The following is a 25,412-nucleotide window of genomic DNA, read 5'->3' as shown; positions in this document are numbered from 1 at the left end:
CAGGATCAAACTCTTCAGTTTAATCTCTGTTACTTTGCCGTTTTACCGGCACCGTCATTGCTGACGGGTCGCTCACTCAAAAAACTGACAGGCTACTTCCGAAGAAGTATCCTATTTCATTATTTCTTGTGAACATTTGATATTTTAAGTTAGACGCCAATCCGAAGATTGACGCTGCACTGACATCAAATGTCCACACTTATCGACTGTTAATTGTTAAAGAACTGTATTCGGTGCTACTTTCGCGCTATTGACAAAGCGTTGTGTTTGTCAGCTGCGAAGAAGGAAGAGTATGAAGCGTTTCGGCTAATTCGTCAACCTTCTTTTTTACCCTGCTTTACTCGGCATTTGCATGCGTCGTTCAGCGAGGGGGCGAATTATAGCCAAGCAACAGCGCGTCCGCAAGGGCCATTTATGGCAGGACGAACGATTTCACCAAGGTCAGCTCGCCGGCGGCCCGCATCGGCACCTGGAAGCTCTGCAGCTTTTCCCGCGGCGTACCTTCATTGGTGATGATCGACAGGCGGGCGACGGTCAGCATGGCAGTGTTCTCGCCGCTGCCGTAGTAATTGACATAGGCGTGATAATTGCCCTTCAGGGGCGCCGCGCTGGAAAAGATTTCAGGGCCATAGCCGGTCGTCACGTCCACGTCCAGCGCGCCGCCATCTTTCAAGACGCGGTTGCCGTACCAGGCGTGGCCGCCGTCCGGCGTGACCACATGCAGATCGAGGTCGGTGCCGGCGCTGTCCCACGACAGCACGATACGCAGGCGCGCCTGCGTCTTGCCCTGGTAGCTGTCGACAAACTGGGTGCGCGCGCGGCTCCTGCCATCGGGCGAGCGCACTTCCACGCTGTTCGAGCCGCTGCCGAAGCCATAGGGGCGGCCGTAGCTGCCATCCTCACCCACTTCCATCGGCATCGCCACGCCATTGACCACCAAGGTCGCGGGCTTGCCCTTGATAGCACCCGCGATACGCCCCCGTATCTGCGCCGTCTCGGCCTGGCCCGGCTGCAGGTTGACCGACGCGGCGGGATAATTGACCGCTTGCGTATAGTCCTCGCGCGCGCCGGCCGAATTGCGCCAGCCGCCCTTCGGTGCATCGATGGTGACCTGGGCCTGCGCCCAGATTGGCAACAGCATTAGCGGAACCGCGCAACGGATATAAAAACTCACAGAGCCTCCAGGTTAAGGTCGACGAGCCGGCGGGCCAGCCGCTCGACATATTCTTCGTCCTGGCCGCGCGGATGGCGGCGCAGGCCAAGGTGCAAATATTCATGGGCCAAGGTGATCCGGTCTTCGCGCGTGGCCAGCGGGCGCATGAAGATGCGGTTGCGCGACTGTTCCGAATACGGTGCGCCGCTGGACAGGGCGCAGACCAGCGGCGCTTGCGGCGGCGCCTCGTAGCCGGCCTCGCGCAGCAGCACGCGCTGCCAGCGCGGCACGGATCGCGCCAGCCAATCCTCGTTCTGCGCCAGGCGACGGCAACGCACGCCGGTATTGCCAACGGTGCTCAGCGCGCCGCCCGGATAGGCCGCCGCCAGCAATTCATCATATTGCTTGCCCTGTTTCGCCTGGCGTACCGCCTCGCTCCACGCCATCGTGCCCTCGGACGCTTGGTTGCTGTGATAGCGCACGGTGACGCCATCGACGATCAGCTGATCGGTCCAGCGCGCAATCGCCAGCGCCGCCGGCGTAGCGGGGCTGGGACTGACGCGCTGGGTCGCGCTGCTGTCGGCGATCTGCTGACAGCCCGCGACGGTTACTGCGTTCTGCTGCAAATACGTGCGCGCGGCAATCGCCAGCGCCTTGGCCGCTTCCGGCTCATTCGCGCTCGCTTCGCGGTCAAGCACGCGCGCCACATATTCATTGACGCCGAAGCGGCCGCGCAATTGCGGGCGGCCTCCCTGCTCTTGTACCAGCATCAACTCGCCGCTGCTGCGCAAGGCCAGGTTCTGGCCATTTTCGAACCGAACATGGTAGCGGCCATTCAGCGGGCCGGGGACGGCCACGCCGCGCTCGCCGCGCACGGCACGGATCGGATAGCGCTTGAAGTAATCGACGACCACGCAGCCGCCATCGTCGGCCGCACCCACTGGCGGCAGACTGGCGGCCAGCCTGGGCGCCCACTGTTCAAAGACATTGCTGCTGCCGCCTGCGCCGCCAAACCAGATCGGGGTGCCATCGGCCAGCCAGCCGGCCGCGCCGCCAATCCGTTCATCTACCCGGCGCTGCTCGTGCCAGGAATACGTCTTCACGCGCAGCTGGCTGCCGAACCAACGCGCCGTGCCGGCACCGCGTCCATCGAGCACGACGCGCAACAGCGCCGCTTCGGCATCCATCCGGCTGGCAGCCGGTATGCTGTCCAGCGCGCGCAGCAGGCTGTCCAGCCGTACCAGCCGCCCCGGCGCCAGCTGCGCGGGGTCCGCCAGCCAGGCAAAGTCGCCTGCCGGGGCGCTACCTAAACGGGTGGTCCAGTATTGGCGCCACGGCGCGGCCGTGATCATCAGACGCTTCGGCGAGAAGAAGGGGCCGCAGGACTGCGCCAGCGCCGCATCGTGGCCGATGCTCTGGCCCGCATCGCAGCAATATACTTCTTCCGGATCGCGGCCGCCGCAGCGGTAGTCGGGCATCGCCACCTTGTTATCGCTCGCGTAGACATATACGAACAGCTTCCACAGGCTGGCCAGCGGCACTTGCCGCGCGCCGTCAAACGGCGGCGGCGCTGCGCCGCCCTGGCGCAGCTGGCGCACCTCCATCTTGCCGTCGCGCCACCAGGCCACGTCCAATGAAGCCGACCAGGCAGGCATGGCCAGCAGCAGGGCCGCCATCAATGCAGGACGTACAAAGCGCATCACTCGACCTTCAGCGCGCGCGTGCTCTTGCCGCCGCCCTCGAAGGCTTTCTGCTCCGGCTGGTACATGCGGTAAAAGCGCGCTGGCGGCAGCACATAACTGCCCTTCTGCGCAAAGCGCAGCAGATGGCGCACGGTCACGGCGCCTTCCAACGGCTCGATCGGCACCGCGTAACCGTCGCGGCGCTCGGTGTGACGCGCGCGTTCCAGCGCGACCGGCTTGTCGCCCGCCATGACCATGCCCCAGGTCGTCGATTCGACCATGGCACCGGGCGGCAGCGCCACCTCCAGCAAGCCAAAGCGGTGCTTCGCACCCGGTGCCGCTTTCAAGGTGATTTCATCGAGGTACAGCGCGTCCGTGCTCAGCGCCTCGCCCGGCTTGACCAGCTCCGTCGTGTAGCCGCCCTTACCCGCCTTCATGCGCAGGATGCGACGTTCGACGGTGACCGGCAAGGTCTGCGCTTCGGCGGCATAGCTGTCGTACTGCACCACAGCCACCGTGCCGGCCGGCGCCGGGGCGGCGAGACGCAGTTTGTCAGGCACGCCCTTGGCGTCAAGCCAACGCCACAACGGCTGGCCGCTGCGGCTGTCGCGTTTTTGCCAGGCGCCGTCCAGCGCGACGGCCGGCCCCTTGCCGAACGATACGCCGCCCAGCTTCTTCTGCACCCACATCAACGTCATCGCGCGGTCCAGGGTCGGCATCTCGGCGCGCACGCCGGCCAGCACCGCGTCCGCCTGCGATGGTGGTATTTCGCCGGCCAGCATCAGCAAGGCTTGCGCCACCGGCGCTTTGGACTCGCGCAACACCTGCCAGGCGCTGGCCACTTGCAGTTGCAGCCCATGCGGCAAGGCGACGCCATTCTGGCTGGCGACCAGCGCCACCAGGCCAAGGCTCATCGCTTGCGCTTCGCGATCAAGGGCTCCGCCCAGCAGCAGGCTGCCGCTGTCGCCCGCCTGGCGCGGCTTGCCGCCCAGGACGGCGATGGCGCTGTCGTCGACCAGGCCCGCTGCCAATGTCTGCGTGGGCAAGCCCATCTCGCGCGCCATCCACAGCACCAGCGCGCGGTCGCCCATCGCATCCTTCAAGCCATGCTCGCTGTAGACGGCCAGCAGCTTGTTCCAGTGTTCGGGCGGCAGTTCGATATGCAGCGCGCGCGCCGCGTACCAGTCGGCGTAATAAGCGTACCCCGTCATCAAGGCATTGCCGGCCGTGGCATTGCCCCACCAGCCGAAGACGGCATTCGGGCCGGCCATCGAGACCAGACGCAGGCGCTGCGCCGTGAGCAGCGTTTGCAGGGCGCCGGCGTCCGGCCCCAGGCTTTGCGTGGCCAGCGCCAGCGGAATCAAACGGCTCGCCGTCTGCTCGACGCAGCCATACGGATAATCGATCAGGTCGTCGGCAATGCGCGCGAACTGGCTGGCTGCTCCTTGAGCGAACGAGACGCGGAGATTGCGCGCGTCGGCCGGCAGCTTGAGCGGCATATCACCGGTCGCGCCATCGAGCGGCAGCACCAGCGAGCGCGGGCTGCTCCAGGCGGCGGGCAGGGTTTGCATGGCTGCCTCCAACGCGTCGACCGGCTTGCCGTTCTGTTTCAGCTCCAGGCGCAGCGGCCCGCTAGCGCCAGCAGCGAGCGGAAATTCGACGTAGTTGACGCCCGGTTTGGCGGACAGCTTTTCCGTCTTCGGCTGCGCCCCGCCCGAGAGGACGACGTCGAGCGCCTGCTCCTTGCCCGTCTGATTGAACACGGCCACCGAGGCGCGCGGCGCATCGCCGGCACGCATCCAGTCGGGCGCCGTCCACTTGGCATAGAAGTTTTTGTCGGAACGCAGATAGGCGGTGCGCTGGCCCACGCGCCCCTGCTCATCCATCGCGCGGCCGGTGATCCTCCAGCGGGTCAGCGCGTCAGGCATGGTGAAGCTCACGCGCGCATTGCCATTGGCGTCGGTCTTCAACGACGGCGCCCAGTAGGCCGTATCGATATTGTCGCGGCGCGGGCGTTCAAGCACCTTGACGCCGCGCTCGTTGTAGTTGTGGCGCGCGGGCGCGCCGGCCGTGCGGCCCTGCGCCATGTCGTAGCTGATGAAAGACAGGCTGGCCGTGGTGCGCACGTTGTTGCGGCGCGGATGGTAAAAGAAGTCGCCGATGTCGGGCGCGATTTCCGGCTGCAGCACATAGATCATTTCATCGACCACGCCCAGCGCCACCAGGGTGCTCAAGGGCTTGCCGTCCAGCGTGGCCTTGACGTCCAGCGTGACCTTTTCGCCGGGCTGGTAGACCTCCTTGTCGCTCTTGAACTGCAGCGCGATGCGCGGCTCGATCACTTGCAGGCCGGCGTTCTCGAACACGAAATCGCCATTGCGCGTGTACGCCACCGAGAACGTCATGTTCGGGCCATGCTCTTCTTTTACCGGGATGCGCACTCTCCACTGCCGCGGCGCCACGCGCTTCGCCTGGTACCAATCCGCGGCGCCGGCCATCAAGCCATGGTGTTCCACCTTGTCGCGCTCGAGCGTCAACAAGGCCTGGTCGACCTTGTCGGAGAAGGTGATCAAGGCCTCGGCCGTGTCGCCCGGACGGTAGCGGGCCCGGTCCAGCACGATCTCGATGCTGCCCGGCGTCGTCTGCACGCCATCGCCGGCGACCCAGTGGCTGGCGGCGGCCAGCAGGTTGCCCCGTTCGTCGCGCAGCGCCAGCTGATACGAGCCGGAGACCGGGAATGTCACGTCCCAGCCCTTGGCAGCCGGATCGAAGGCGCCCTCGGTCTTGCTCTGTTTTTCCAGCTGCACCATCTCCCAGCGCACGGGCTTGGCCGCGCCCTGGCCATCGGCCACCAGGTCGAAATGCACGTTTTGTCCCGGATCGGAAAACTGGCGCGCGGCCCTCAACTGGTAGCTGCTGCTCGAGCGCTCTATCATCAGCTCGCGCGTCGCCTTGACGCGGTAGGCCGCGCCATCGGTTGCCAGCACGGTCAAGATGTAGCGCGACGGATCGGCGGCGGGCGGCAAGGTGAAGTCCACATTGCCGCTGCCGTCGCTCGTCACTTCCTCGGTCTTCAAGGCCACCGGGAACAGGCCGCTGTAGCGCAGCTCCCCCTCGACCATGGTGTTTTGCTGGCCGCGCAAGGACAAGGTCATCTTCGCGTTTTTTACCGGTTTGCCATCGGGGTAGCGCAGCGCGATGCTGCCCTTGACCGCCTCGCCCGTCTTGAATTCCGGTTTCGATGGCTGGACGTTGATTTCAAAATGCGGCTTGACGTATTCGGCCACGCGGAAGGCCGCGCCATACACGCCATCCTTGTAATTGAAGCGCAGTTCATAGCCGCCGGCGGTGGCTTCCGTGGGCAGGCGGAAGCGCGTGTCGGCGCCCGTATCGCCGGACAGCTGCAGCGTTTGCGTCAGCAGCGGCGTGCCGTTCGGATTGAGCACGCTCAAGCTGATCGGTGCAGCGCTTGCTGCCTGCGAGGCGCGCGCCGAGGTGAATTCGCGGCCCAGGAACTTGACGTTGACCTCGTCGCCGGGACGGTACAGGGGCCGGTCGGTCACCGCATAAATCTTGGTGTTATAGATTTCGCTGTCATAGTAAAAATTCTCGGACACGAACACGCCGCCGGCGCCGTCCTGGCCCAGCACATACGTGTGTTCAGGGCTGCCGCGCTCGAGCGACGCGACGCCATCAATGCCCGTCACGGCCGACTGCAGCACGCCGGTACCGTCCGTCCACGCCACGCTGGCGCCGGCCACGGCGGCGCTGTTGTCGCGCCGCGCCGTCCATACCAGCATCTGGCCGGAAGAGACCTTGGTGACAGCCACCGTGTCCGACACGAACACCAGGGTGGTGGCGCGGTGCTCGCCGATGATCGCTTCGACCAGGTACAGACCAGGCTTGCGTTTGCCCAGCGGGATCATCACGTTGCCGGCACCGGCGACGATAAAGTCGCTGCTGGAGCCATCGAGCTTGACGCCTTTCGGCGGCGCGATGGCCTTGGCCTGCCAGATCGGATAGCGGAAGCTGTCGACCAGCTCCATGCCCTTGATCGGCTTGTACTGCGGATGATTGGCAAATACGGTCGGCTTGCGGATCGCGTCCTTCGTCGCCAGTTGCGGCTGTTCTTTCGTGACCGCGAGGCGCGCTTCGCCGGAAAACAGCTTGCGCCAGGCCAGGCGCGACTGCTTCCACCAGCTATCCCACAGAAAGCTCAAGGTATTGGCCAGGCCCTCGCCCTGGTAATTGCCCTCGACCTGGATGCGGTGCAGATTGCGCTGCTTTTTCAGGAATTCCATCGCTTCGGGCACGCGATAGACGACGATGTCGGCGCCCGAATACGCTTCCAGGTTCATGCGCCCCATGTCGCGCCCGGGCACCTCGAGCCGCACGCGCGCCTCGTCGGTGCTGCCGTAGCTGGCGTCGGACAGCAAAAAGAAGGGCTCGCCCTTGAAGGTGCTGTAGTTGCTCGGTTCGCGCTGCTGCGCAGAGGCGCCGCCAATGAGGACCAAGGCCAGCAGACTGGCAAAGAACAGCTTCATGACAAAAATCGGCTTCATGATAAAAACGCCAGCCGGAACACGCCGGCGAAATTCGGATTGTTGACCACAGGTTGCCACCGCGTATCCTTCCAGCTCGTGAGTTCTTTGATATCGACAGTCCGCAGACCATTGTCGTCGGGGGTGACGGTACCGGTGTGATAGGCGATGCGCGCGCCCATCCAGACCATCAGGTGCTGTTCGTCGCCCTGGTCGAAAAACAGCAAGTCGCCGGGCAGCGCCTGGCTGATCTCGCGGGCGACGAAGCGGCTGTTGTGCTGCACCAGCGCCAGCGCCGTGACGAAGTGGCCGACCTTGCCATCCGTCTGCACCCAGCGGTTGCGCAGGGCTGCCTGGTTCGCGTCCAGTTCCAGCTCGGGCGGCAAGCGCCGGTCGCTGGCGATGCCGTTCGCATGCAGCCATTTCGCGTCATGCACGGTGAGCGCCTCGTTGACGGCAAAGCGTACCAGGCCGGCGCAATCGCGGTGCGTCCAGCGCGGCGACGGCCCCCGTTCGATCTGCGCGTTGACGATGCGCAGCATCCAGGCCTGAAAGGCGCGGCTCTGGGCTTGCGACAGCTGCACTCGCGGCTCGGCGACGGCGCGCAGCGCCCAGGCCTTGGGTGCGGCGACAGCGGCGACGCACACCGCCAGCGCAGCGCGCCGTCCATGCGACACCGTCATCGCGCCGTCTCCTGCCATTCCAGCGTTTCCCACGACGTGCCGCTGGCTGGCTGCCGCTTGAGCACCATGCGCAGCGGCGGATATTTTTTCAGGGCGTTCAGGCGCGGCACCAGGTGTTCGTTGGCGGCCGCGCGCAAGACCGGTTCGTTATTCGCAGGCAGGGTATCGAAGGCTTCCAGCTGGATCAGGCGGGCCAGCGAGGCCGGCGCGATCAGGCCGATCGTGTGCGCGCCATCGGGCAGCAGGTCGCTGGCGGCCGGCGCCTGCTTGCGGCGCACGGCCAGCACCTGGTCCACCAGCTTGCCGTCGGCCGAGAAGACAACCGTATTGCCGGCCACGGCCAGCGCCGGCGTGGATTGGCCCAGCGCCGTGGCGACGCCGCGCTCCCAGCGAATGGCCCCATCCTTGCCGGTGGTCTTGCGCACGGGATCCTTGCCGCCGATGGCCGCCGCGAACAGACTGCCATAGACAGCGTCGTCGCCGGCCTGCGCACTGCGCGTGGCGACAAACACGGGCGTATGCAGGCGCGAATTGCCGTACCAGCAGGCGGCGGCGGGGCCTTGCAAGTGGCCGGCCAGCGGCACCACCGGCTCCGATGTCTTGCTGCCCAGGCGCTTGAGCACGGGCTGCAGCGCGGCCCAGTCCACCGGCACGCTGAAGCAGGCGCTGGGATTATGCGGCAGCTGCGGCCACAGGGCGCTGCTGTCATACGCACCGTTTTTCAGTTTATCGGCATTGAGCAGCACCCTGGACTGCCAGGCGCCCTGTTGAAAATCGAAGCGCAGCGCTTCGAGCGCGCCAAAAAAGGGCTGGTAGCCGAACGACAGGAAGTCGGCCTTGACGGCGATGCTGTGGCCCTCGGGCGCGGCTGGATCGAGATGGAATTGCGCATGAAAGACGTTTTGTTTCGCCGGCTCCGGCGCCAGCAGGCTGACCACGGTTTTCTCGGCCGTGCCATCGCCATGCTTGCCGTCACTGCCGCCGTACAGCATGCCGGGATGGGACAGGATGACCAGGCGCTGGCCGTGCGCGGCGAACAGCAAGGTGCGCTGGTAGGCATAGTTCAGCGCATACACGGGCACCTGGCCGCCATCGACGCGCAAGCTGCCGGCCACGCGCATCTGCGTATCCTTCAAGGCGATCTTGCCCGCTTCCTCGAGCAGGCGCGTCAGCTGGCTGCGCGAGACGGCGATGGCGAAATGCTTGAGCGAGCCGTCGGCATCGCGCCACAGGGCCACTTCCGCCGGCTGGTCCAGCACCATGCGCAGCAGCTGGTCGCCCCAGCCCAGTTCATGCTCATAGGCGATGCGGCGCAGGCTGCCCTTGAGGCCCAGCCGGTCTTCGCTCTGCTCGTAATAGAACAGGAAATCCTCGCGCAGCACGTCGCGCGCCAGCGGCACCGTCAGCAGGTCGCGCGGCAAGGCCGACAGGCTTTTCGTGCGGACCAGCGCGTCGGGCCGCGATAAATCCAGCTTCAGGCCGTTGACCGGCCCCAGCGTGCCCCAGCCGAAGACCCGGTAGCCGACCAGCGCGGCCGCCACCAGCGCCACGCCGGCCAGTGCCCCGACCAGGACTTTTTTATTGAGTACTTTTTTCGCCAGCACCTTGTATCCCTTTTAGCCTGCCGTAGCATTGACAAGTTAGTAATTGTTGACAAATGGTAACATGGCATTGGCAGCCGCAGCGCACAGCTGACGCGACAGCGTAAAATAGCGGATTCGCCGTTTCCATCGCCTCCCATGACCATCCTGCTCTCCACCCTGAACGCCCGCTATACCCACGCCTCGCTGGGATTGCGCTATCTGCTGGCCAATATGGGCCCGCTGCAGGCGCAGACGCGGCTGCAGGAATTCGTCATCGGCACCAAGACGACGGAACTGGTCGAGCGCATCCTCGTCAACAAGCCCCGTATCATCGGTTTTGGCGTCTACATCTGGAACGTCGAGGAAACGACGAAACTGGTGGCCATGCTCAAGCGCGTGGCGCCCGAGGTCATCATCGTGCTGGGCGGGCCGGAAGTGTCGCATGAGGCGGGCGAGCAGGAAATCGTCAGGCTGGCCGACTACCTGATCACGGGCTGGGGCGACGTCACCTTCCCCAAGCTGTGCGGCGAGATCCTCCACGGCCCGAAGCCGCTGATGAAGATCCATGCGGGCGTGCAGGCGCCGCTGGCGGAACTGCAGCTGCCCTACTCCTTGTATACAGACGACGATATCCGCCACCGCACGATTTACGTGGAAGCGTCGCGCGGCTGTCCGTTCAAATGCGAATTCTGCCTGTCGGCGCTGGACAAGACGGCCTGGCCCTTCGCGCTGGAGAATTTCCTGGCCGAAATGGAGTCCCTGCATGCGCGCGGCGCGCGCCTGTTCAAGTTCGTCGACCGCACCTTCAACCTGAACATCAAGACCAGTTTGAAGATCATGCAGTTCTTCCTAGATAAGATCGAGGCGAATCCGGACGATCCCATCTATGCCCACTTCGAGCTGGTGCCCGACCACTTGCCCGACGCCTTGAAAGAAGGCATCAGCAAGTTCCCGCCCGGCGCGCTGCAGTTCGAGATCGGCATCCAGAGTTTCAATCCGGACGTGCAATCGCTGGTCAGCCGCAAGCAGGACAACCAAAAGGCGGCCGACAACATCCGCTGGCTGTGCGAGGAATCGAACGCCCACCTGCACGTGGACTTGATCGCCGGCTTGCCAGGCGAGGATGAAGCGAGCTTCGCGGCCGGCTTCAACAAGCTGGTGGCCCTGAAACCGCATGAAATCCAGTTCGGCATATTGAAACGGCTGCGCGGCACGCCCATCATCCGGCATACGGAAAACTATGGCATGGTGTTCGACCCGCACCCGCCGTACACCATCCTGGCCAATAAACAGCTCGATTTCATGAGCATGCAGCGCCTCGTGCGCTTCGCCCGCTACTGGGACCTGGTGGCCAACTCGGGCCGCTTCGCCAATACAGTGCAATGGATGCTCGGCGATGCGCCGTTTGAAAACTTCATGGATTTTTCAAACTGGCTGTATGCCCACACGGACGCCACCCACCGCATCGCCATGGAACGCCTGGCCAAGCTGGTGGCACAATGGCTGCAGACGCGCGGCATGAGCGCGGCCGAGGCCAACGCCCTCGTGGCCAGCGACTATGCGGGCGGCGCGCAGGCGGCCGCACATGTCAAGCCAAGCGAAGTGAGTACTAGCAACGCCAAGGTGCGTCCGGACGTCGCCCTGCCGCAGCGGCAGGCGCGCCACCTGGCGTCCTGAGGGGCCGGCGATTGAACAGCGGTGGCGGTCTGCGCCATTCTCCCTTAAACTGGCACGATGCCGACTGTACAATCGCCGAAACTGACCCTCTCCCAGACCAGCTCCCAACAGGGAGCCCTTGTCACTGCCAGCGGCACCTGGCAGGTGCACGCGCTGGCGCATGACAATGCCATCAAGGCCATCGACGCCCAGCTCAAGCCCCTGCAGGGCGATGCCAAGGCGCAATGGGATTTGTCGGCCATCGACAGCATGGACCATATCGGCGCCCAGCTGTTCTGGAATGCCTGGGGCAAGCAGCGCCCCGCCCAGCTGACCCTGGCGCCATCGCAGGAAGAGTTTTTCCGGCGCATCGAAGAGACGGGACCGCTGCAAACGCCGCCCTCGCGCGCCAACCGCCTCACGCCCGTGATGAAGCTGGGCATGGCCATTTTGCTGTTTTTCGAACATTTGAAGGGCTTTATTGCGCTTGTCGGCCAGGTGACGCAGGATATCGGCCGCTTCGCGCGCCATCCGATGCGCGGGCCGTGGCGTGAAATTTCCGCCAATATCTTCCATGCGGGCTTCCAGGCGCTGGGCATCACGGCCCTGGTGGGCTTTCTGATCGGCGTCGTGCTGTCCTATCTTTCTGCGCAGCAACTGCGCGCCTTTGGCGGCGACATCTACCTGGTCAACCTGCTCGGCATGAGCGTCATCCGCGAACTGGGGCCGCTCCTGGCCGCCATTCTCGTGGCCGGCCGCTCCGGCTCGTCCATCACGGCCCAGCTGGGCGTCATGCGCGTCACGGAGGAGCTCGATGCCATGCTGGTGATGGGCATTTCGCACGGTTTTCGCCTGATCATGCCGAAAGTGCTGGCCCTGGCCATTTCCATGCCCCTGCTCGTCATCTGGACGGATACGGCCGCGCTGATCGGCGGCATGGTGGCGGCCAAGGTGGAACTGAATCTGTCGGCACGCTACTTCATCCAGAAGCTGCCCGATGCAGTGCCGCTGGCCAACTACATGATCGGCCTGGGCAAGGGCGTGATTTTCGGCATGCTGATCGCCCTCGTCTCCTGCCACTTCGGCCTGCGCATCAAGGCCAATACGGAAAGCCTGGGGCGCGGCACCACCACCGCCGTCGTCACGGCCATCACCGTGGTGATCCTGGCCGACGCCGTGTTCGCCATCGTCTTCAATGGAGTGGGCTACTGATGGCGAACGACACCGATATCGCCTGCAAGGCGAGCGAGGGCCAGGACGGCCAGTTCGATCTGCATGGCGACGCGCCCGTGGTGGAAATCACCAATCTGTGGACCAAGTTCGGCCGCACCGTCGTGCACCAGGACTTGAACCTGGAAATCGAGCGGGGCGAAATCCTTTCCATCGTGGGCGGTTCCGGCACGGGCAAGACCGTGCTGCTGCGCCAGATGCTGGGCCTGGAACATCCGGCGCGCGGCTGCGTCAAAGTCTTTGGCGAAGATATCAACAAGGCAAGTTCCGACCAGCTGCAGCAGTTGCGCAACCACTGGGGCATGCTGTTCCAGCAAGGGGCGCTGTATTCGGCCCTGACCGTGTTCGACAACGTGGCCCAGCCCATGCGCGAATTGCGCGTGCTGCCCGAAGCGCTGGTCCACGACGCGGTATTATTAAAGATGAACATGGTGGGCCTGGGCCCGGAACATGCGCTGAAAATGCCGTCGGACTTGTCGGGCGGCATGATCAAGCGCGTGGCCCTGGCGCGCGCCCTGGCGCTGGAACCGAAGCTGCTGTTCCTCGACGAACCGACGGCGGGCCTGGACCCGGACTTGTCGGAAAGTTTTGTCTCTTTGATCCAGTCGCTGCACCGCGAGCTGGGCTTGACGGTGGTCATGGTCACGCATGACCTCGACACTTTGTTTGCCCTGTCCACGCGCATCGCCGTGCTGGCGGAAAAACACGTGATCGCCATCGGTCCCACGCGCGAGGTGATCGAAGTGGACCATCCGTTCATCAAGCAATTTTTCCTCGGCGACCGCGGCAAGCGCGCGCTGGCCGTCCTCGATGAAAAACAGGCGGCGGACAAGGCGGCGCAGCCAGGCGACGCCGCCGGCACAGACAAGAAAGCGGAGAAGTAATGGAAAACAGATCACATGCCCTGATGACGGGATTTTTTACACTGACACTGCTGGTGGCCGCCATCCTGTTCGGCGTCTGGTTCAACCGCGACCGCGTGGAAAGAGTCCCGTATTTGCTCGCCACCACCCTGTCCGTGCCGGGCCTGAACCCGCAGGCGACCGTGCGCTACCGGGGCCTGGAGGTGGGCAAGGTCGACGCCATCGACTTCGACACGCAAAAGGCAGGGCAAATCCTCGTGCACATCAGCGTGGCGCCCGATACCCCCGTCACGAATACCACCTTTGCCACCCTGGGCTACCAGGGCGTGACGGGCATCGCCTACATCCAGCTCGACGACGAGCACGTGGGCTCGAAATTGCTGGGCACCAGCAAGGACAAGCCGTCGCTGATCCCCCTGCGCGCGGGCTTGCTCGACCAGCTGGAAAAACGGGGCAAACGCATCCTCGACCAGGCCGAGCAGATCACCAACAAAGTGAATAATTTGCTCAGCCCCGACAACCAGGCGGCCATGCTGGGCGCCTTCACTGAAGTGGGCAAGGCGGCCAAGGCCTTTGGCGCCATACCGCAGCAGCTGGAACCGACCCTGACGCAATTGCCGCAACTGACGGAACAGACGCGGCAAACCTTGACGGCCGTCAGCACGGCCAGCAAGAACGTGTCGGACTTGACGGCCACGTGGAAAAAACTCGGCAACGACATCCAGGCGCCCGGCGGCGTGCTCGACAAGGTCAATGGCACGGTCGACCGGGTCGGCAATTCCGTGGAAACGGTGGCCAATGGCGTATCGCTGGAAGTCTTGCCGCAGGTGATAGAGCTGAGCGGCGAGGCGCGCTCCTCGATGCGCGCCCTGAAAACCACCATGAGCACGCTCAATGAACAGCCGCAGAGCATCTTGTTCGGCGCCCCAGACATCCCGCCCGGCCCGGGCGAGCCCGGTTTTTCGGCGCCCGGCAAATAAGGAGAACACCGCATGCCTATTCCTCGCCATCTCACCGCACTCATCGTCGCCGGCGCTTTTTTGCTGGGCGGCTGCGCCAGCCGCGGCCCCGTGCCCACGTTCTATGATTTCGGCCCGGCCGCACCGCAGGCAGCGGCACCGGCTGCCGCGCCAGCCGTGCCCGTGCTGGTGATCGCCGACGCCAATGGCCCTTCGTGGCTGGACAGCCAGCGCATGTATTACCGCTTGCTGTACGCCGATGCGCAGCAATCGCGGCCCTACGCCTACAACCGCTGGAACACGCCGCCGCTGCAACTGTTAAGCCAGCGCCTGAAAACGCGCGTGGCGCAAAGCGGCGTGAAAGTGCTGTCGACCACGGACGCGGCCGCCGGCATCCCGCTGCTGCGCATCGACGTCGATGATTTTTCGCAAGCGTTTGACACGCAGACGCAAAGCAGCGGCCATGTGTCGCTGCGCGCCTCGCTGTTCCGCGGCCACCGCCTGATCGACCAGAAAACATTCAGCCGCAGCGGTCCGGCCGGCAGCGCCGATGCGCAAGGCGGCGCGCAGGCGCTGGCGGCGGCCTCGGATGCCATCGCCGCCGACCTGCTCACCTGGCTGGGCACGCTGAATATTCCGAAAGAATGACCGACCCCGCATCCCCCGCCAGCCCGGCGGCGCCGCTGCCGCCCGTCCGTTCCTCGCCCGTGTCGCGCGCGACCCTGCTCGCCTACGTCTTCCTGATCGTCTACGCGAGCTGGTTTCCGTTCACGGGCTGGCACAGCAATGGCTTGTCGCCGCTGACTTTCCTGGAAAACACGCGCATGCCCCGTTACTGGACGGGCTTCGATGTCGGCGTGAATATCGTCGGCTACATCCCGCTGGGCGCCTTGATCGTGTATTCGTTGTTTCCAAGGATCACGGGTTTCTTTGCCGTCATCGTCGCCAGCCTGTGCGGCATGTTGATTTCCGGCAGCATGGAAGCCGTGCAAACCTATCTGCCCAGCCGCGTATCGTCGAATCTCGATTTCTATACGAATGCGGCCGGCTGCTGCATCGGTTCCATCATCGGCGCCCTGACGGCGCGCAAGCTGCTCGACCACAGCCATTTGTACCGCTTGCGCCAGCGCTGGTTTGCCCAGCACGCCAGCCAGGGCCTGGTGCTGGTGGCCCTGTGGCCGCTGGCGCAGATTTATCCGCAAGGCTATCTGTTCGGCCTGGGCCAGCTGCTGCCCATCCTGTCGGACTGGCTGTCGCAGCTGGCGGGCGTCGACATCGACCTGGCCACGTATCTGCGTCCCGACGTGGTCTTAACGGTTGAGCAATATTGGCTTTCGGAAACCATCATCACGGCTTGCGGCATGACGGGCGCCGTGCTCACCTTGCTGTGCCTGCTGCGCCGCGCCGCGCCGCGCGCCATCCTGATGCTGACCCTGATCGCCGCCGCCTTGACCGTGCGCTCGATGGCCAGCGCGCTGCTGTTTTCGCCGGAAAACGCCTTCGTCTGGATCACGCCGGGCGCCCAAGGCGGCTTTTTGATCGGCCTGATCATGCTGGGCGGCCTGGCCTTCGCGCCGCATGTGGCGCAGCGCCGCATCGCGGCCGCCACCTTGCTGCTGAGCCTGGTGATGGTGAATACGACGCCGATCAATCCCTATTTCATGTCAACCTTGCAAGGCTGGGTACAAGGCAAGTTCCTGAACTTTAATGGCGCGGCGCAATTTCTCGCCTTGCTGTGGCCCTTCGTGGCCCTGTGGTTCCTGTGCCTGCCCTCGCACCGCCTGAACCGGCAGGACGATGTGCAGCGCCAGCGTCGCGAAGACCACCCATAAGCGCTATCATGGCGCATTGATGAATCAGCAGGAGCATAGTATGAGCGACGCACCGTATTTTGAACGCCACGTTTTTTTCTGCATGAACAAACGTGAAGACGGCCGCAACAGCTGCGGCGACCATGGCGCGGAAGCGGCGCAAAAGCATTGCAAGCGCCGCATCAAGGAACTCGACATGAACGGCGCGGGCAAGATCCGCATCAACCAGGCCGGCTGCATGGACCGCTGCGAGGAAGGCCCGCTGCTGGTCATCTACCCGGAAGCGACCTGGTACACCTATGTCGACACCAGCGATATCGATGAAATCATCGATACGCACCTGGTGGGCGGCAAGGTCGTCGAACGCCTGAAAATCTAAGAACGCTTAACAGAACCTACTGCACGTCGCGATTTGCGGCCTCCGATGCTCGCTGTGCTCAAGCACAGTTCCGCTTCTCAGCCACAACTCACTGCCGCTCGCTACGGTTTTGTTAGGCGTTCTATGCCGCATATTTAATCCTAATTTAAGCCTACGCCACCAGTATGAGCATCATGAACAGAAACTCGGAAAAATTTACCCTCGCCGGCCATGCAGGCAGCATGGAAGGCTTGCTCGATTTCCCGGCAGACACTCCGCGCGGCATCGCCCTCGTTGCTCATCCGCACCCGCTGTACGGCGGCACGATGGATAACAAGGTCACGCAAACCCTGGCGCGCGCGTTTGTCGCCCTCGGTTACGTGGTGGCGCGCATCAACTTCCGCGGCGTGGGCGCCTCCGAAGGCGTACATGACCATGGCGCGGGCGAGACGGACGACATGCAACTGTTATACGAACACATGGTCGGCCTGTACCCGGGCTTGCCCGTGGCCTTGTCCGGCTTCTCGTTCGGCACCTTCGTGCAATCGAAACTGCAGGAACGCCTGGCCGCCGCCGGCACGCCCGCCGAGCGTCTGGCGCTGATCGGCAGCGCGGCCGGCAAATGGGCGATGGCCGACATTCCGGCCGACACCATTTTGATCCACGGCGAACTGGACGACACGATTCCCCTGTCCGCCGTCTTCGACTGGGCCCGTCCACAAGACATCCCCGTGATTGTGATCCCCGGCGCCGACCACTTTTTCCACCGCAAGCTCAACCACATCAAGAACCTCGTGATTGCGCTGTGGCATGGTGACAAACCCGCAATCGCAGCAGATGATCATTGAAGTGTGGGCTTACTACCGCCTCCACGGCTATAATTGATCCGTTTTTTCCACGCGGCCACGTACGCAGCAACTGCGTGGCCCTCAGCCTTCATCTTTTTCGCAGACCAGCCTCCATGAAAAAACTTTTAGCGGCACTGGCCTCCAGTGTACTTTTCCTATCCGCCGCCTACGCGCAAACCGTTCCAGCCCCGACCATCGCCGCCAAGTCCTGGCTGCTGCTTGACGCCACCAGTGGCCAGATCATTGCTTCGCAAGATCCGGACGCGCGCATCGAGCCAGCCTCGTTGACCAAGATCATGACGGCCTACCTGACGTTTGCCGCCATCCGCGAAAAGAAACTGGCGCTGGACCAGAAAGTGAACGTGTCCGTGCGCGCATGGAAAGTCGATTCGAGCAGCTCGAAGATGTTCATCGACCCGGCCACGCCCGTGTCAATCGACGACTTGCTGCATGGCCTGATGATTCAATCGGGTAACGACGCTGCCGTGGCACTGGCCGAAGCCGTCGCCGGCGATGAAGGCACCTTCGTCGTGCTGATGAACCGCGAAGCCCAGCGCATGGGTCTGAAAAACACGCGTTTTGCCAATCCGCATGGCTTGCCTAGCCCCGAGAACTATTCCACGGCGCAAGACTTGTCCGTGCTGGCCAAGCGCGTGATCGCCGACTATCCGGAATTCTACAAAATCGATTCCATCAAAAGTTTTACCTACAACAAGATCACCCAGCCTAACCGCAACCGCCTGCTGTGGCTGGACCCGACCGTCGACGGCATGAAGACGGGCCACACGGAAGCGGCCGGCTATTGCATGATCGCCTCGGCCCGCCGTCCGGGCGGCACCGGCGAGCGCCGCCTGATCTCCGTGGTGCTCGGCACCTCGTCCGACCAGGCCCGCACGCAGGAAAGCCAGAAGCTGCTGAACTGGGGCTTCCAGAACTTCGATACGGTCAAGCTGTACTCGAAAGGCCAGGCCGTGGCCACGCCGGAAGTGTGGAAGGGCTCGAAAGGCACCGTGAAAATCGGTTTCGCCCGCGATGTGCTCGTCACCGTACCAAAAGGCACGGCGGCCAAGATGAAACCTGTGCTGGAGCGCAAGGACCCGCTGGTCGCGCCATTGGCTGAAAACGCCCCTGTCGGCAAGCTGAAAATGATGGTCGACGACAAGGTCCTGCTGGAACTGCCTGTCGTGGCGCTGGAACCGATCAACCAGGCAACGATCTTCGGCCGCGCCTGGGATTCGATGCGCCTGTGGATGAAATAAGCCCTTAGCATTCCCCATAAAAAATGCCCGCATCGCTGCGGGCATTTTTTTTCGTCCGTCGACGTTACTTCGCCGGCGCATCCTTCAGGTGCGGCGCACGCGGCACGGGCGGGAACGTACCGTGACGGCCTGCCGCAAACGTCGCTTCCGTCTGCGACGCTTGCACCGGCACGGACAGCTTGCGCACCTTGGCCACCTGCGCCGCCGTCACGGGCGTGCCGCGGTTGCCCCAGCTGGTCTGGATGAAGGTCACCACTTGCGCAGTTTGCTCATCATTGAAAATGTCGGCATACGGCGCCATCGTCAGCGCCGACGGCGCCGTGCGCGTGGCCGGCACGGCACCGCCCGACAGCACGATATTGATGGCCGAGGTCGGATCGTTCGTCTGCAGCACGGCGTTACCGGCCAGCGCAGGGAAAGCCTTGTCGTAGCCCTTGCCGTCGGAACGGTGGCAACCGGCGCAGCGGTCCAGGTACAGCTGCGCGCCTTTCGAGTTGACGATGCCGCTGAACAATTGCTTGCCCAGCTTGTCGTCGGCCACGAAGGCGGGCGTGCTTGGCTCCGATGGCGGCAAAGACTTCAGGTATTTCGCCATCGCCGCCAGGTCGCCATCCGTCATGTGCTGCATGGAATGGGCCACCACGTCGTTCATGGCGCCAAACGAGGCCGTGTGGCTGTTGCGGCCCGTCTTCAGGAATTCGGCGATCTCGGCTGCGCTCCAGCGCGCCAGGCCGCCGCCATGTTCATTGCGCAGCGAAGGCACGGACCAGCCGTCGATCACGCCGCCACCGGCCAGGAAGGTCGTGTTGCCCTCGTCCGTCAGCGATTTTTCCTGCATGCCCACGCCGCGCGCCGTATGGCAGGCGCCGCAGTGGCCCAGGCCCTGCACCAGGTAGGCGCCGCGCAGCAATTGCGCGTCGCCCGTGGCCGGCGTTTTATACGGCTGCGGCGTGGGGGCGAAGGCCCAGCGCCAGATGGTCAGCGGGAACCGCATCGACAGGGGCCATGGAATGTCGGCCGCCTTGTTCGGCGTCGGGTCCGCCTTCACGCCATGCATGAAGTAGGCGTACAGCGCCTGCATGTCCGCTTCGCTCAGGCGCGAATACGACGGATACGGCATGGCCGGATACACGGTGTAGCCGTGTTTCGTCACGCCGGTGCGCATCAGCTTGTCGAAATCGGCAAAGCTCCAGTCGCCGATACCGGCCTTTTTATCGGGCGTGATATTGGTGGAATACACCTTGCCGATCGGCGTTTCCATGCCGAGGCCGCCGGCGAACGGTTTGCCTTTCGTGCCGGCCGTGTGGCAGGCGATGCAGTCGCCGGCGCGGGCCAGGTATTCGCCCTGGCGTATCAGCTGGGCGTTCGGGACGGTGGCGGTGGCGCCGGCAGACAGGGCGGTGCCGGAGGCGAGCGCCAGCAGCAGCGCGCCCACGGTATGGGTGAATGTGTTGTTCATCTTCTTGTTCTTTATCAAGCGACCAGGGGACGGGGATCTTTCAGGTATTGCTCGCGGATGGCCTTGGCCGACCAGTAGGTCAGCGCGCAAGCCAGGCCCGTCGGGTTGTAGCCGATGCCGACCGGGAACACGCTGGAACCGACGGCAAACACGTTGTGCACGTCCCAGCTTTGCAGGTAGCGGTTGACGACGCTGGTCTTGCGGTCCGCGCCCATGGCCGTGCCGCCCGCCCAGTGCGTGGTCTGGTAATTGCGCAAGTCCAGGTGGTCGCCCACGCTCTTGACGGACACCTTGATCGATTCCGGATTCATGGCCTCGGCCACCTTCATCATCTTGTCGGTGACGAAACGGCTCATCTTGATGTCGTTTTCCTTCCAGTCGAAGGTAAAGCGCAGCAATTGCTGGCCATACTTGTCCGTGTAGGTGGGGTCGAGGTCGACATAGCAGTCGCGGTAAGTCATGTTGGCGCCGTGGCAGTCGAACGAGACCGTGTTCAAATAGCTCTTCTTGACGGCCTTTTTCCAGGCAGCGCCCCAGGCGGGCGTGCCGTCCGGCGTGGCGATGCCGGAAATGGGCTTCGAGCCGGCCGGGTTGCACCAGGCGGGCGAGCCGCCGACAAAGCCCAGCGGGCCATGGTCGAAATTGTCGCCATTCCAGTCATCGAGCGCGACACCGGTGCCGCCGGCGCCGATGAACGGGTTCGTGTTCGTGTCTTCCTTGAAGAAAGTCTGGATGGTGGACATCATCTGGTAGGCGATATTGCGCCCCACTACGCCTTCATTGCTGACGGGGTCGTACGGCTTGCCGATGCCCGACAGCAGGAACAGGTGCGCATTGTTGTAGGCAAAGGCACTGGCGATGACCAGGTCGGCAGGCTGTTCGACGGCCTTGCCATCCGCATTGATATAGGTCACGCCCGTGGCGCGCGCTTTGCCACCCTTGCTGCCGTCGAGGTTGATGCGCACGACGTTGCAATTGGCGCGCAATTCAAAGTTGGCCACCATGCGCAGGGCCGGCATGATGTTGACGTTGGGCGAGGCCTTGGAATAGTTGTAGCAGGCGTAGCCGGAGCAGAAGCCGCAGAAGTTGCACGGACCCATCTGGCAGCCGTACGGGTTCGTGTACGGGCCGGACGCGTTCGACGAGGCGTTGACGAACGGGTGGTAGCCGACGGCCTTGGCCGCGCGGCGGAACAATTCTGCCGTGTACGGCACTTTTTGCGGCGCCAGCGCGTAATTGTCGGAGCGGTCGCCTTCGAACACATTGCCGTCGCCGACGACGATGCCGTTGACCTTATACGCCTGGCCCGAGGTGCCGAAGACTTTCTCGACGAAATCGAAGTGCGGCTCCAGTTCGGCATAGGTCACGCCAAAATCCTGGATCGTCATGCCTTCAGGGATGAATTTCTTGCCGTAGCGGCGTTCGTAGTGGCTGCGGATCTGCAGCTCTTCCGGCAGGACGCGCCAGTGCATGCCCGACCAGTGCAAACCCGCGCCGCCCACGCCCGTGCCGGGCTTGAAGGCGCCGATCTGGCGGTACGGCACGGCCACGCCCGTGATGCTGTGGCGGAAGGTGAACGTGCTCTTCGACATATCCTGGAACAGCTTGCTGCGCTGGATATAGGTCAGCTCGTCGAGGGTCTTCGGATAGGCGCCGTCGGGATAGGTGTCGCGGTACTCGCCGCGTTCCAGCGCGACCACGTTCAGGCCCGCTTCCGTCAATTCCTTGGCCATGATGGCGCCGGTCCAGCCGAAGCCCACAATCACGGCATCGACAGGCTTCATTTTTACATCGGGTTTGATATCACTCATGATGGTTTTTCTTTTTCTTTGATCGGGTACTAAAAGTTTTACGCTATGGACACGGGAGGCAACGGGTATTTCTTGCCGTACTGCTCCACCCAGTCCATGTAGTCGGCGCGCGCGCCGGGGAATCCGACCATCTTCCAGGCCAGCATGTCCTTGTTGCCGCCGTGCACGGGGTCGCAAAAATAGCCTTCGCGCGTGTTTTGCAGCAGCTGGTTGAAGAAGATTTTCGACGGCACTTCGCCGATGTCCAAGGTGCCCTTTTGCAATTGCGTGATGACGGCGTCGCGCTCGGCCGCGTTCAGCTGGACGAAAGGCTTGCCCGACTGTTTCTGCACGGCCGCATTCACGCCCGCCAGGGCGCTCTTGTACAGCTCGCGCGGCGCCATGTGGAACTGGTAGCCGAACTGTTCGATCGAGGGCACGAACGGCCCCTGCATGTACCACAGCGCGCCATACGCGTAAGGCGTGTTCATCTGCGCATCGATGAATTCATGCGCGCCCGATTCCAGCGCGCCCGGCCCTTCGCCGTCGGCCGGGATCAGCCGGTCGACCAGCGCGCTCAATGTGGCCCACTCGGTGGCGTCGAAAAAGCGCGGTTTGTAGGCAGGCTGGTCTTTGGAGACGGCCATGGCCAGGCCGCCGCCGGCGCCGGCCAGCAAGGCCACGGCAGGCGCGGCGCCGACGGCCTTGCGCAAGAAGTGTCGCCGGTGGGGCGAAATCCCGATGATTTTCATAGGTTGTCCTCAGGCGGCATAAGCCGCCACAGTGATGGATGTGGGAGTCAGAAAGAAAATGCGGACCCGCGCCGCTGAGATGGCAGATTTCACGTAAAGATGGCTGGAGTATCGCGGCGCAGTGCATCCGCCTGCCGGTTAATTGATCAAGATGATTGACAAGCGCTAGCTTTGCATTTACGGTGCGCATCGTACCATAATTAAAAGAAACATTCAGAGACAGGTGAGACGTGACTACAAAAGAGGCACCGGTGCGTGGCCGCCCGCGCAAGGCGGGCGTGGAAGATGCGGTACTGGAAGCGATCGTCATGCTGGTGCGCCAGCATGGACTGGAGGCGGTAACGATACAGATGGTGGCCGACGTGGCCGGCGTGGGGCGCCAGACGATCTACCGGCGCTGGCCGCGGCGCGAAGACATGCTGCTCGACGCGCTCGTCAAGCGCACGGCGGAAAAGCTGCAGCGCGCGCTCGACATGCCGGACGGCCAGGAAATCGAAGCGATCTGCGCGCGCATCTTCGACAACCTGAACGCCGACGGCCGCTTCACCTGCGACCTGCTGGTGCTGATCCACAATGATGCGGCGGCGCAACTGCGCTTTCGCGAGCAGATCGTCGCGCCGTGGATCACCCTAGTGGTGCAGCGCCTGCTCAACATCGGCGTGCGCGCCGACCTCGACCTGCGCCTGTTCGCCTTCATGCTGCAATCGGCGCTCGTGTACCAGATGCAACTGGGCGGCCAGCTCGACGATGCCCTGCAGGAGCGTTGCTGCCGCTTTATCCGCAGCATGCTGTAGATTAGCTGGCTATAATCGTGGCGAGTCCCATCACGTCACTACCAGAAAGCCAGCCCATGAGCCATGTATTTCCCGCCAGTCTGCAAGCGCCACGCAGCCGTTTAAGCAGCAACGGTCCCGAACTGTCGCGCATCGTCGCCGGCATGTGGCGCATCGGCGAGTGGAATATGTCGGCGCAGCAGCGCCTGGCTTTCATCGAGCAATGCCTGGCGCTGGGCGTATCGAGTTTCGACCATGCCGATATCTATGGCGATTACAGCGCCGAAGGGCTATTTGGCGAAGCGCTGGCCCTGCAGCCGGGCTTGCGCGACAAGATGGAGCTGGTCAGCAAGTGCGGCATCAAGCTGCTCTCGCCGCACCGTCCCGGCCACGCCATCCAGCATTACGACACGAGCGCGGCGCACATCACCGGTTCCGTGGAACACAGCTTGCGCCAGCTGCAGACGGACCGCCTGGACCTGCTGCTGATCCACCGCCCCGACCCGCTGATGGATTTCGACGAGATCGCCGGCGCGTTTACCCAATTGCAGAAAGATGGCAAGGTGCTGCACTTTGGCGTGTCGAACTTCAGCCGCCACCAGTTCGAATGCCTGCACCGGCGCTTCCCGCTGGTGACGAACCAGGTGGAATGCTCGCCGCTGCACGTGGCGCCCCTGTTCGACGAAACCTTCGACGGCTTGCAGGACGTGGGGGTGGCGCCGATGATCTGGTCGCCGCTGGCGGGCGGGCGCCTGTTCCAGGGTGGCGATGCGAATGTGGAGAATTTGCGCAATGTCATCAAGCAGATCGCCGACCAGCTGCAGCGGCCGTTTGCCAGCGTGGTGTTCGCGTGGATCATGCAATTGCCATGCCGCCCCCTGCCGCTGACGGGCACGGGCCGCATCGAGGCCGTGGGCGTGGCCGTGGAAGGCACGCAATTTTCACTCAGCCGCAGCGACTGGTTCGCCATCCTGCGCGCCGCGCGTGGGCACGAGGTGGCTTAACGTTTAATCAATCTCGTCCGGGTCATTAAAAACCTGGGGTAAGGCAATACCGCGCCAGCCCAGATGCCATGCCAGGTTGAGCAGCAGGGTGGCGACGATGTAGACGGCGAAGAACAGGGCGAAGAAACTCGTCTTCAGCCACACCAGCAGGGCGATGGCAAGGATCAGCACCAGCAGCGCGGCCAGGCTTTTCTTTTGCTTGGAGCTGGGGAAACGCAAGGTCGACACCATCAGGCTGCCCACGCCGACGAGCAGCAGCATCAATAGATAGCTGTGCAGCATGGAATCGATGGGCGCCGGCCAGGCTACCACCACGGCCGCCACGCAAGCGGCCCCGGCCGTGATCGGCATGCCGACGAAATACAGGGGATCGGTACGCCCCACGTTCACATTGAAGCGCGCCAGGCGCATGGCGCCGCACGCGACAAAGAAGAAGCTGGCCATGCCGCCAAAGCGCAGCAGCAGCGGATCGTGCACGCCCATCTGCACGAAGCCGTAGCAATACAACAGGACGGCCGGGGCGCAGCCGAAATTCATCACGTCGGCGATCGAATCGAGCTGCACGCCGAACTGCGAACTGGTTCCCGTCAGCCGGGCCACGTAGCCGTCGAGCGCGTCAAACACGCCGGCGAGCACCAGCAGCGCCGCCGCCAGCCGGTAGGCATCCGCGTCGCCCACGGCGGCGTTGTCGACGGAAATGACGATGCTGGCAAAACCGCAGGCTATCGAAAGCAAAGTCACCATGCTGGGCAAGGCATATTTGGCGCGCTGCAGGCGCGACTTGGGCAATGTGTTCAAATGTATGGGCAATCAAAAAAATCGGAAGTAAGGCAATGCAGCGGCAAACGCTGCGCTGCGCCCATTCTACCCTGCGCAGCGGCGGCACCGTCCCCGCACGAGCGCGACATATCTTTTCACGGATGCTCTACGCGTGATCAAAATACCTTAGAATCGTTTTACAGGACAGCACGCTGCCCCCACCGCTGCCCGCCTACCTCTACAGGAGTCGAC

At 63.6% G+C, this 25,412-nt stretch carries 20 protein-coding genes; 11 read left to right on the top strand and 9 right to left on the bottom strand.

The features are described from left to right. Nucleotides 1-412 precede the first annotated feature (412 nt). From AC1RBA_RS23890 to AC1RBA_RS23870, 5 genes are read right to left on the bottom strand one after another with little or no spacing between them, the layout of a single operon-like run. Nucleotides 413-1,141, bottom strand: coding sequence for a YfaP family protein (locus tag AC1RBA_RS23890; protein ID WP_492419982.1), 729 nt, complete (start codon nt 1,139-1,141; stop codon nt 413-415). Between the two features lie 29 nt (nt 1,142-1,170). Then, nucleotides 1,171-2,853 carry a DUF2300 domain-containing protein gene (locus AC1RBA_RS23885; RefSeq protein ID WP_492419981.1) on the bottom strand — a complete coding sequence of 561 codons (1,683 nt, stop codon included), beginning with the start codon at nt 2,851-2,853 and terminating at the stop codon, nt 1,171-1,173. Beyond that, complete coding sequence (locus AC1RBA_RS23880) at nt 2,853-7,394, bottom strand: alpha-2-macroglobulin family protein (RefSeq protein ID WP_492419980.1); 4,542 nt, start codon at nt 7,392-7,394, stop codon at nt 2,853-2,855. The genes AC1RBA_RS23885 and AC1RBA_RS23880 overlap by 1 nt, the downstream gene beginning before the upstream one ends. Beyond that, on the bottom strand, nt 7,391-8,056 hold the full coding sequence (locus tag AC1RBA_RS23875) for a DUF1175 family protein (RefSeq protein ID WP_492419979.1): 666 nt from the start codon (nt 8,054-8,056) through the stop codon (nt 7,391-7,393). Before AC1RBA_RS23875 ends, AC1RBA_RS23880 begins: the two co-directional genes overlap by 4 nt. After that, nucleotides 8,053-9,660 carry a DUF2138 family protein gene (locus AC1RBA_RS23870; RefSeq protein ID WP_492419978.1) on the bottom strand — a complete coding sequence of 536 codons (1,608 nt, stop codon included), beginning with the start codon at nt 9,658-9,660 and terminating at the stop codon, nt 8,053-8,055. Before AC1RBA_RS23870 ends, AC1RBA_RS23875 begins: the two co-directional genes overlap by 4 nt. A 135-nt stretch (nt 9,661-9,795) precedes the next feature. Here AC1RBA_RS23870 and AC1RBA_RS23865 point away from each other — a divergent pair, with 135 nt between their 5' ends. The 9 genes from AC1RBA_RS23865 (at nt 9,796) to AC1RBA_RS23825 (ending at nt 18,623) form a co-directional block, all read left to right on the top strand. Continuing rightward, the gene (locus AC1RBA_RS23865; protein WP_492419977.1) at nt 9,796-11,316 is read left to right on the top strand and encodes a B12-binding domain-containing radical SAM protein; all 1,521 of its coding nucleotides are present in this window, start codon (nt 9,796-9,798) and stop codon (nt 11,314-11,316) included. 57 nt (nt 11,317-11,373) lie between these two features. Continuing rightward, on the top strand, nt 11,374-12,507 hold the full coding sequence (locus AC1RBA_RS23860; RefSeq protein WP_492419976.1) for an MlaE family ABC transporter permease: 1,134 nt from the start codon (nt 11,374-11,376) through the stop codon (nt 12,505-12,507). Beyond that, nucleotides 12,507-13,409 (top strand): ABC transporter ATP-binding protein, encoded by a 903-nt coding sequence (locus tag AC1RBA_RS23855; protein ID WP_492419975.1) that lies wholly within the window; start codon nt 12,507-12,509, stop codon nt 13,407-13,409. The genes AC1RBA_RS23860 and AC1RBA_RS23855 overlap by 1 nt, the downstream gene beginning before the upstream one ends. After that, nucleotides 13,409-14,368: an MlaD family protein gene (locus AC1RBA_RS23850; protein ID WP_230506419.1), complete on the top strand. Its 960-nt coding sequence runs from the start codon at nt 13,409-13,411 to the stop codon at nt 14,366-14,368. The genes AC1RBA_RS23855 and AC1RBA_RS23850 overlap by 1 nt, the downstream gene beginning before the upstream one ends. 12 nt (nt 14,369-14,380) lie before the next feature. Next, nucleotides 14,381-14,995: an ABC-type transport auxiliary lipoprotein family protein gene (locus AC1RBA_RS23845; RefSeq protein WP_070224752.1), complete on the top strand. Its 615-nt coding sequence runs from the start codon at nt 14,381-14,383 to the stop codon at nt 14,993-14,995. Continuing rightward, entirely contained in the window at nt 14,992-16,179 is a 1,188-nt protein-coding gene (locus tag AC1RBA_RS23840) for a VanZ family protein (protein WP_070224753.1), read from the top strand. Before AC1RBA_RS23845 ends, AC1RBA_RS23840 begins: the two co-directional genes overlap by 4 nt. Before the next feature lie 40 nt (nt 16,180-16,219). After that, complete coding sequence (locus AC1RBA_RS23835; RefSeq protein WP_070310269.1) at nt 16,220-16,537, top strand: (2Fe-2S) ferredoxin domain-containing protein; 318 nt, start codon at nt 16,220-16,222, stop codon at nt 16,535-16,537. Between the two features lie 173 nt (nt 16,538-16,710). Then, on the top strand, nt 16,711-17,364 hold the full coding sequence (locus AC1RBA_RS23830) for an alpha/beta hydrolase (protein WP_070291993.1): 654 nt from the start codon (nt 16,711-16,713) through the stop codon (nt 17,362-17,364). Nucleotides 17,365-17,477: 113 nt separating this feature from the next. After that, nucleotides 17,478-18,623 carry a D-alanyl-D-alanine carboxypeptidase family protein gene (locus tag AC1RBA_RS23825; protein WP_070224754.1) on the top strand — a complete coding sequence of 382 codons (1,146 nt, stop codon included), beginning with the start codon at nt 17,478-17,480 and terminating at the stop codon, nt 18,621-18,623. Nucleotides 18,624-18,687: 64 nt separating this feature from the next. On the opposite strand, the gene AC1RBA_RS23820 is transcribed toward AC1RBA_RS23825, so the two are convergent. From AC1RBA_RS23820 to AC1RBA_RS23810, 3 genes are read right to left on the bottom strand one after another with little or no spacing between them, the layout of a single operon-like run. Beyond that, a complete protein-coding gene (locus AC1RBA_RS23820) occupies nt 18,688-20,082 on the bottom strand; it encodes a cytochrome c (RefSeq protein WP_492419974.1) in 1,395 nt (464 codons plus the stop codon). 14 nt (nt 20,083-20,096) lie between these two features. Continuing rightward, entirely contained in the window at nt 20,097-21,893 is a 1,797-nt protein-coding gene (locus tag AC1RBA_RS23815) for a GMC family oxidoreductase (RefSeq protein ID WP_409027613.1), read from the bottom strand. A 38-nt stretch (nt 21,894-21,931) separates the two neighbouring features. Beyond that, nucleotides 21,932-22,624: a gluconate 2-dehydrogenase subunit 3 family protein gene (locus AC1RBA_RS23810; protein ID WP_070291987.1), complete on the bottom strand. Its 693-nt coding sequence runs from the start codon at nt 22,622-22,624 to the stop codon at nt 21,932-21,934. A 230-nt stretch (nt 22,625-22,854) separates the two neighbouring features. On the opposite strand from AC1RBA_RS23810, the gene AC1RBA_RS23805 reads away from it, so the two are divergent. Together AC1RBA_RS23805 and AC1RBA_RS23800 are read left to right on the top strand one after the other, a co-directional pair. Then, nucleotides 22,855-23,418 (top strand): TetR/AcrR family transcriptional regulator, encoded by a 564-nt coding sequence (locus AC1RBA_RS23805; RefSeq protein WP_492419973.1) that lies wholly within the window; start codon nt 22,855-22,857, stop codon nt 23,416-23,418. A gap of 56 nt (nt 23,419-23,474) precedes the next feature. Continuing rightward, nucleotides 23,475-24,401, top strand: coding sequence for an aldo/keto reductase (locus tag AC1RBA_RS23800; protein ID WP_492419972.1), 927 nt, complete (start codon nt 23,475-23,477; stop codon nt 24,399-24,401). 3 nt (nt 24,402-24,404) lie between these two features. On the opposite strand, the gene pssA is transcribed toward AC1RBA_RS23800, so the two are convergent. Continuing rightward, nucleotides 24,405-25,145: a CDP-diacylglycerol--serine O-phosphatidyltransferase gene (gene pssA, locus AC1RBA_RS23795; RefSeq protein WP_492419987.1), complete on the bottom strand. Its 741-nt coding sequence runs from the start codon at nt 25,143-25,145 to the stop codon at nt 24,405-24,407. Between the last annotated feature and the right edge of the window lie 267 nt (nt 25,146-25,412).

Source organism: Janthinobacterium sp. GW823-FHT03B06 (assembly GCF_058796955.1).
This window is presented reverse-complemented; position numbering and strand designations above follow the sequence as displayed.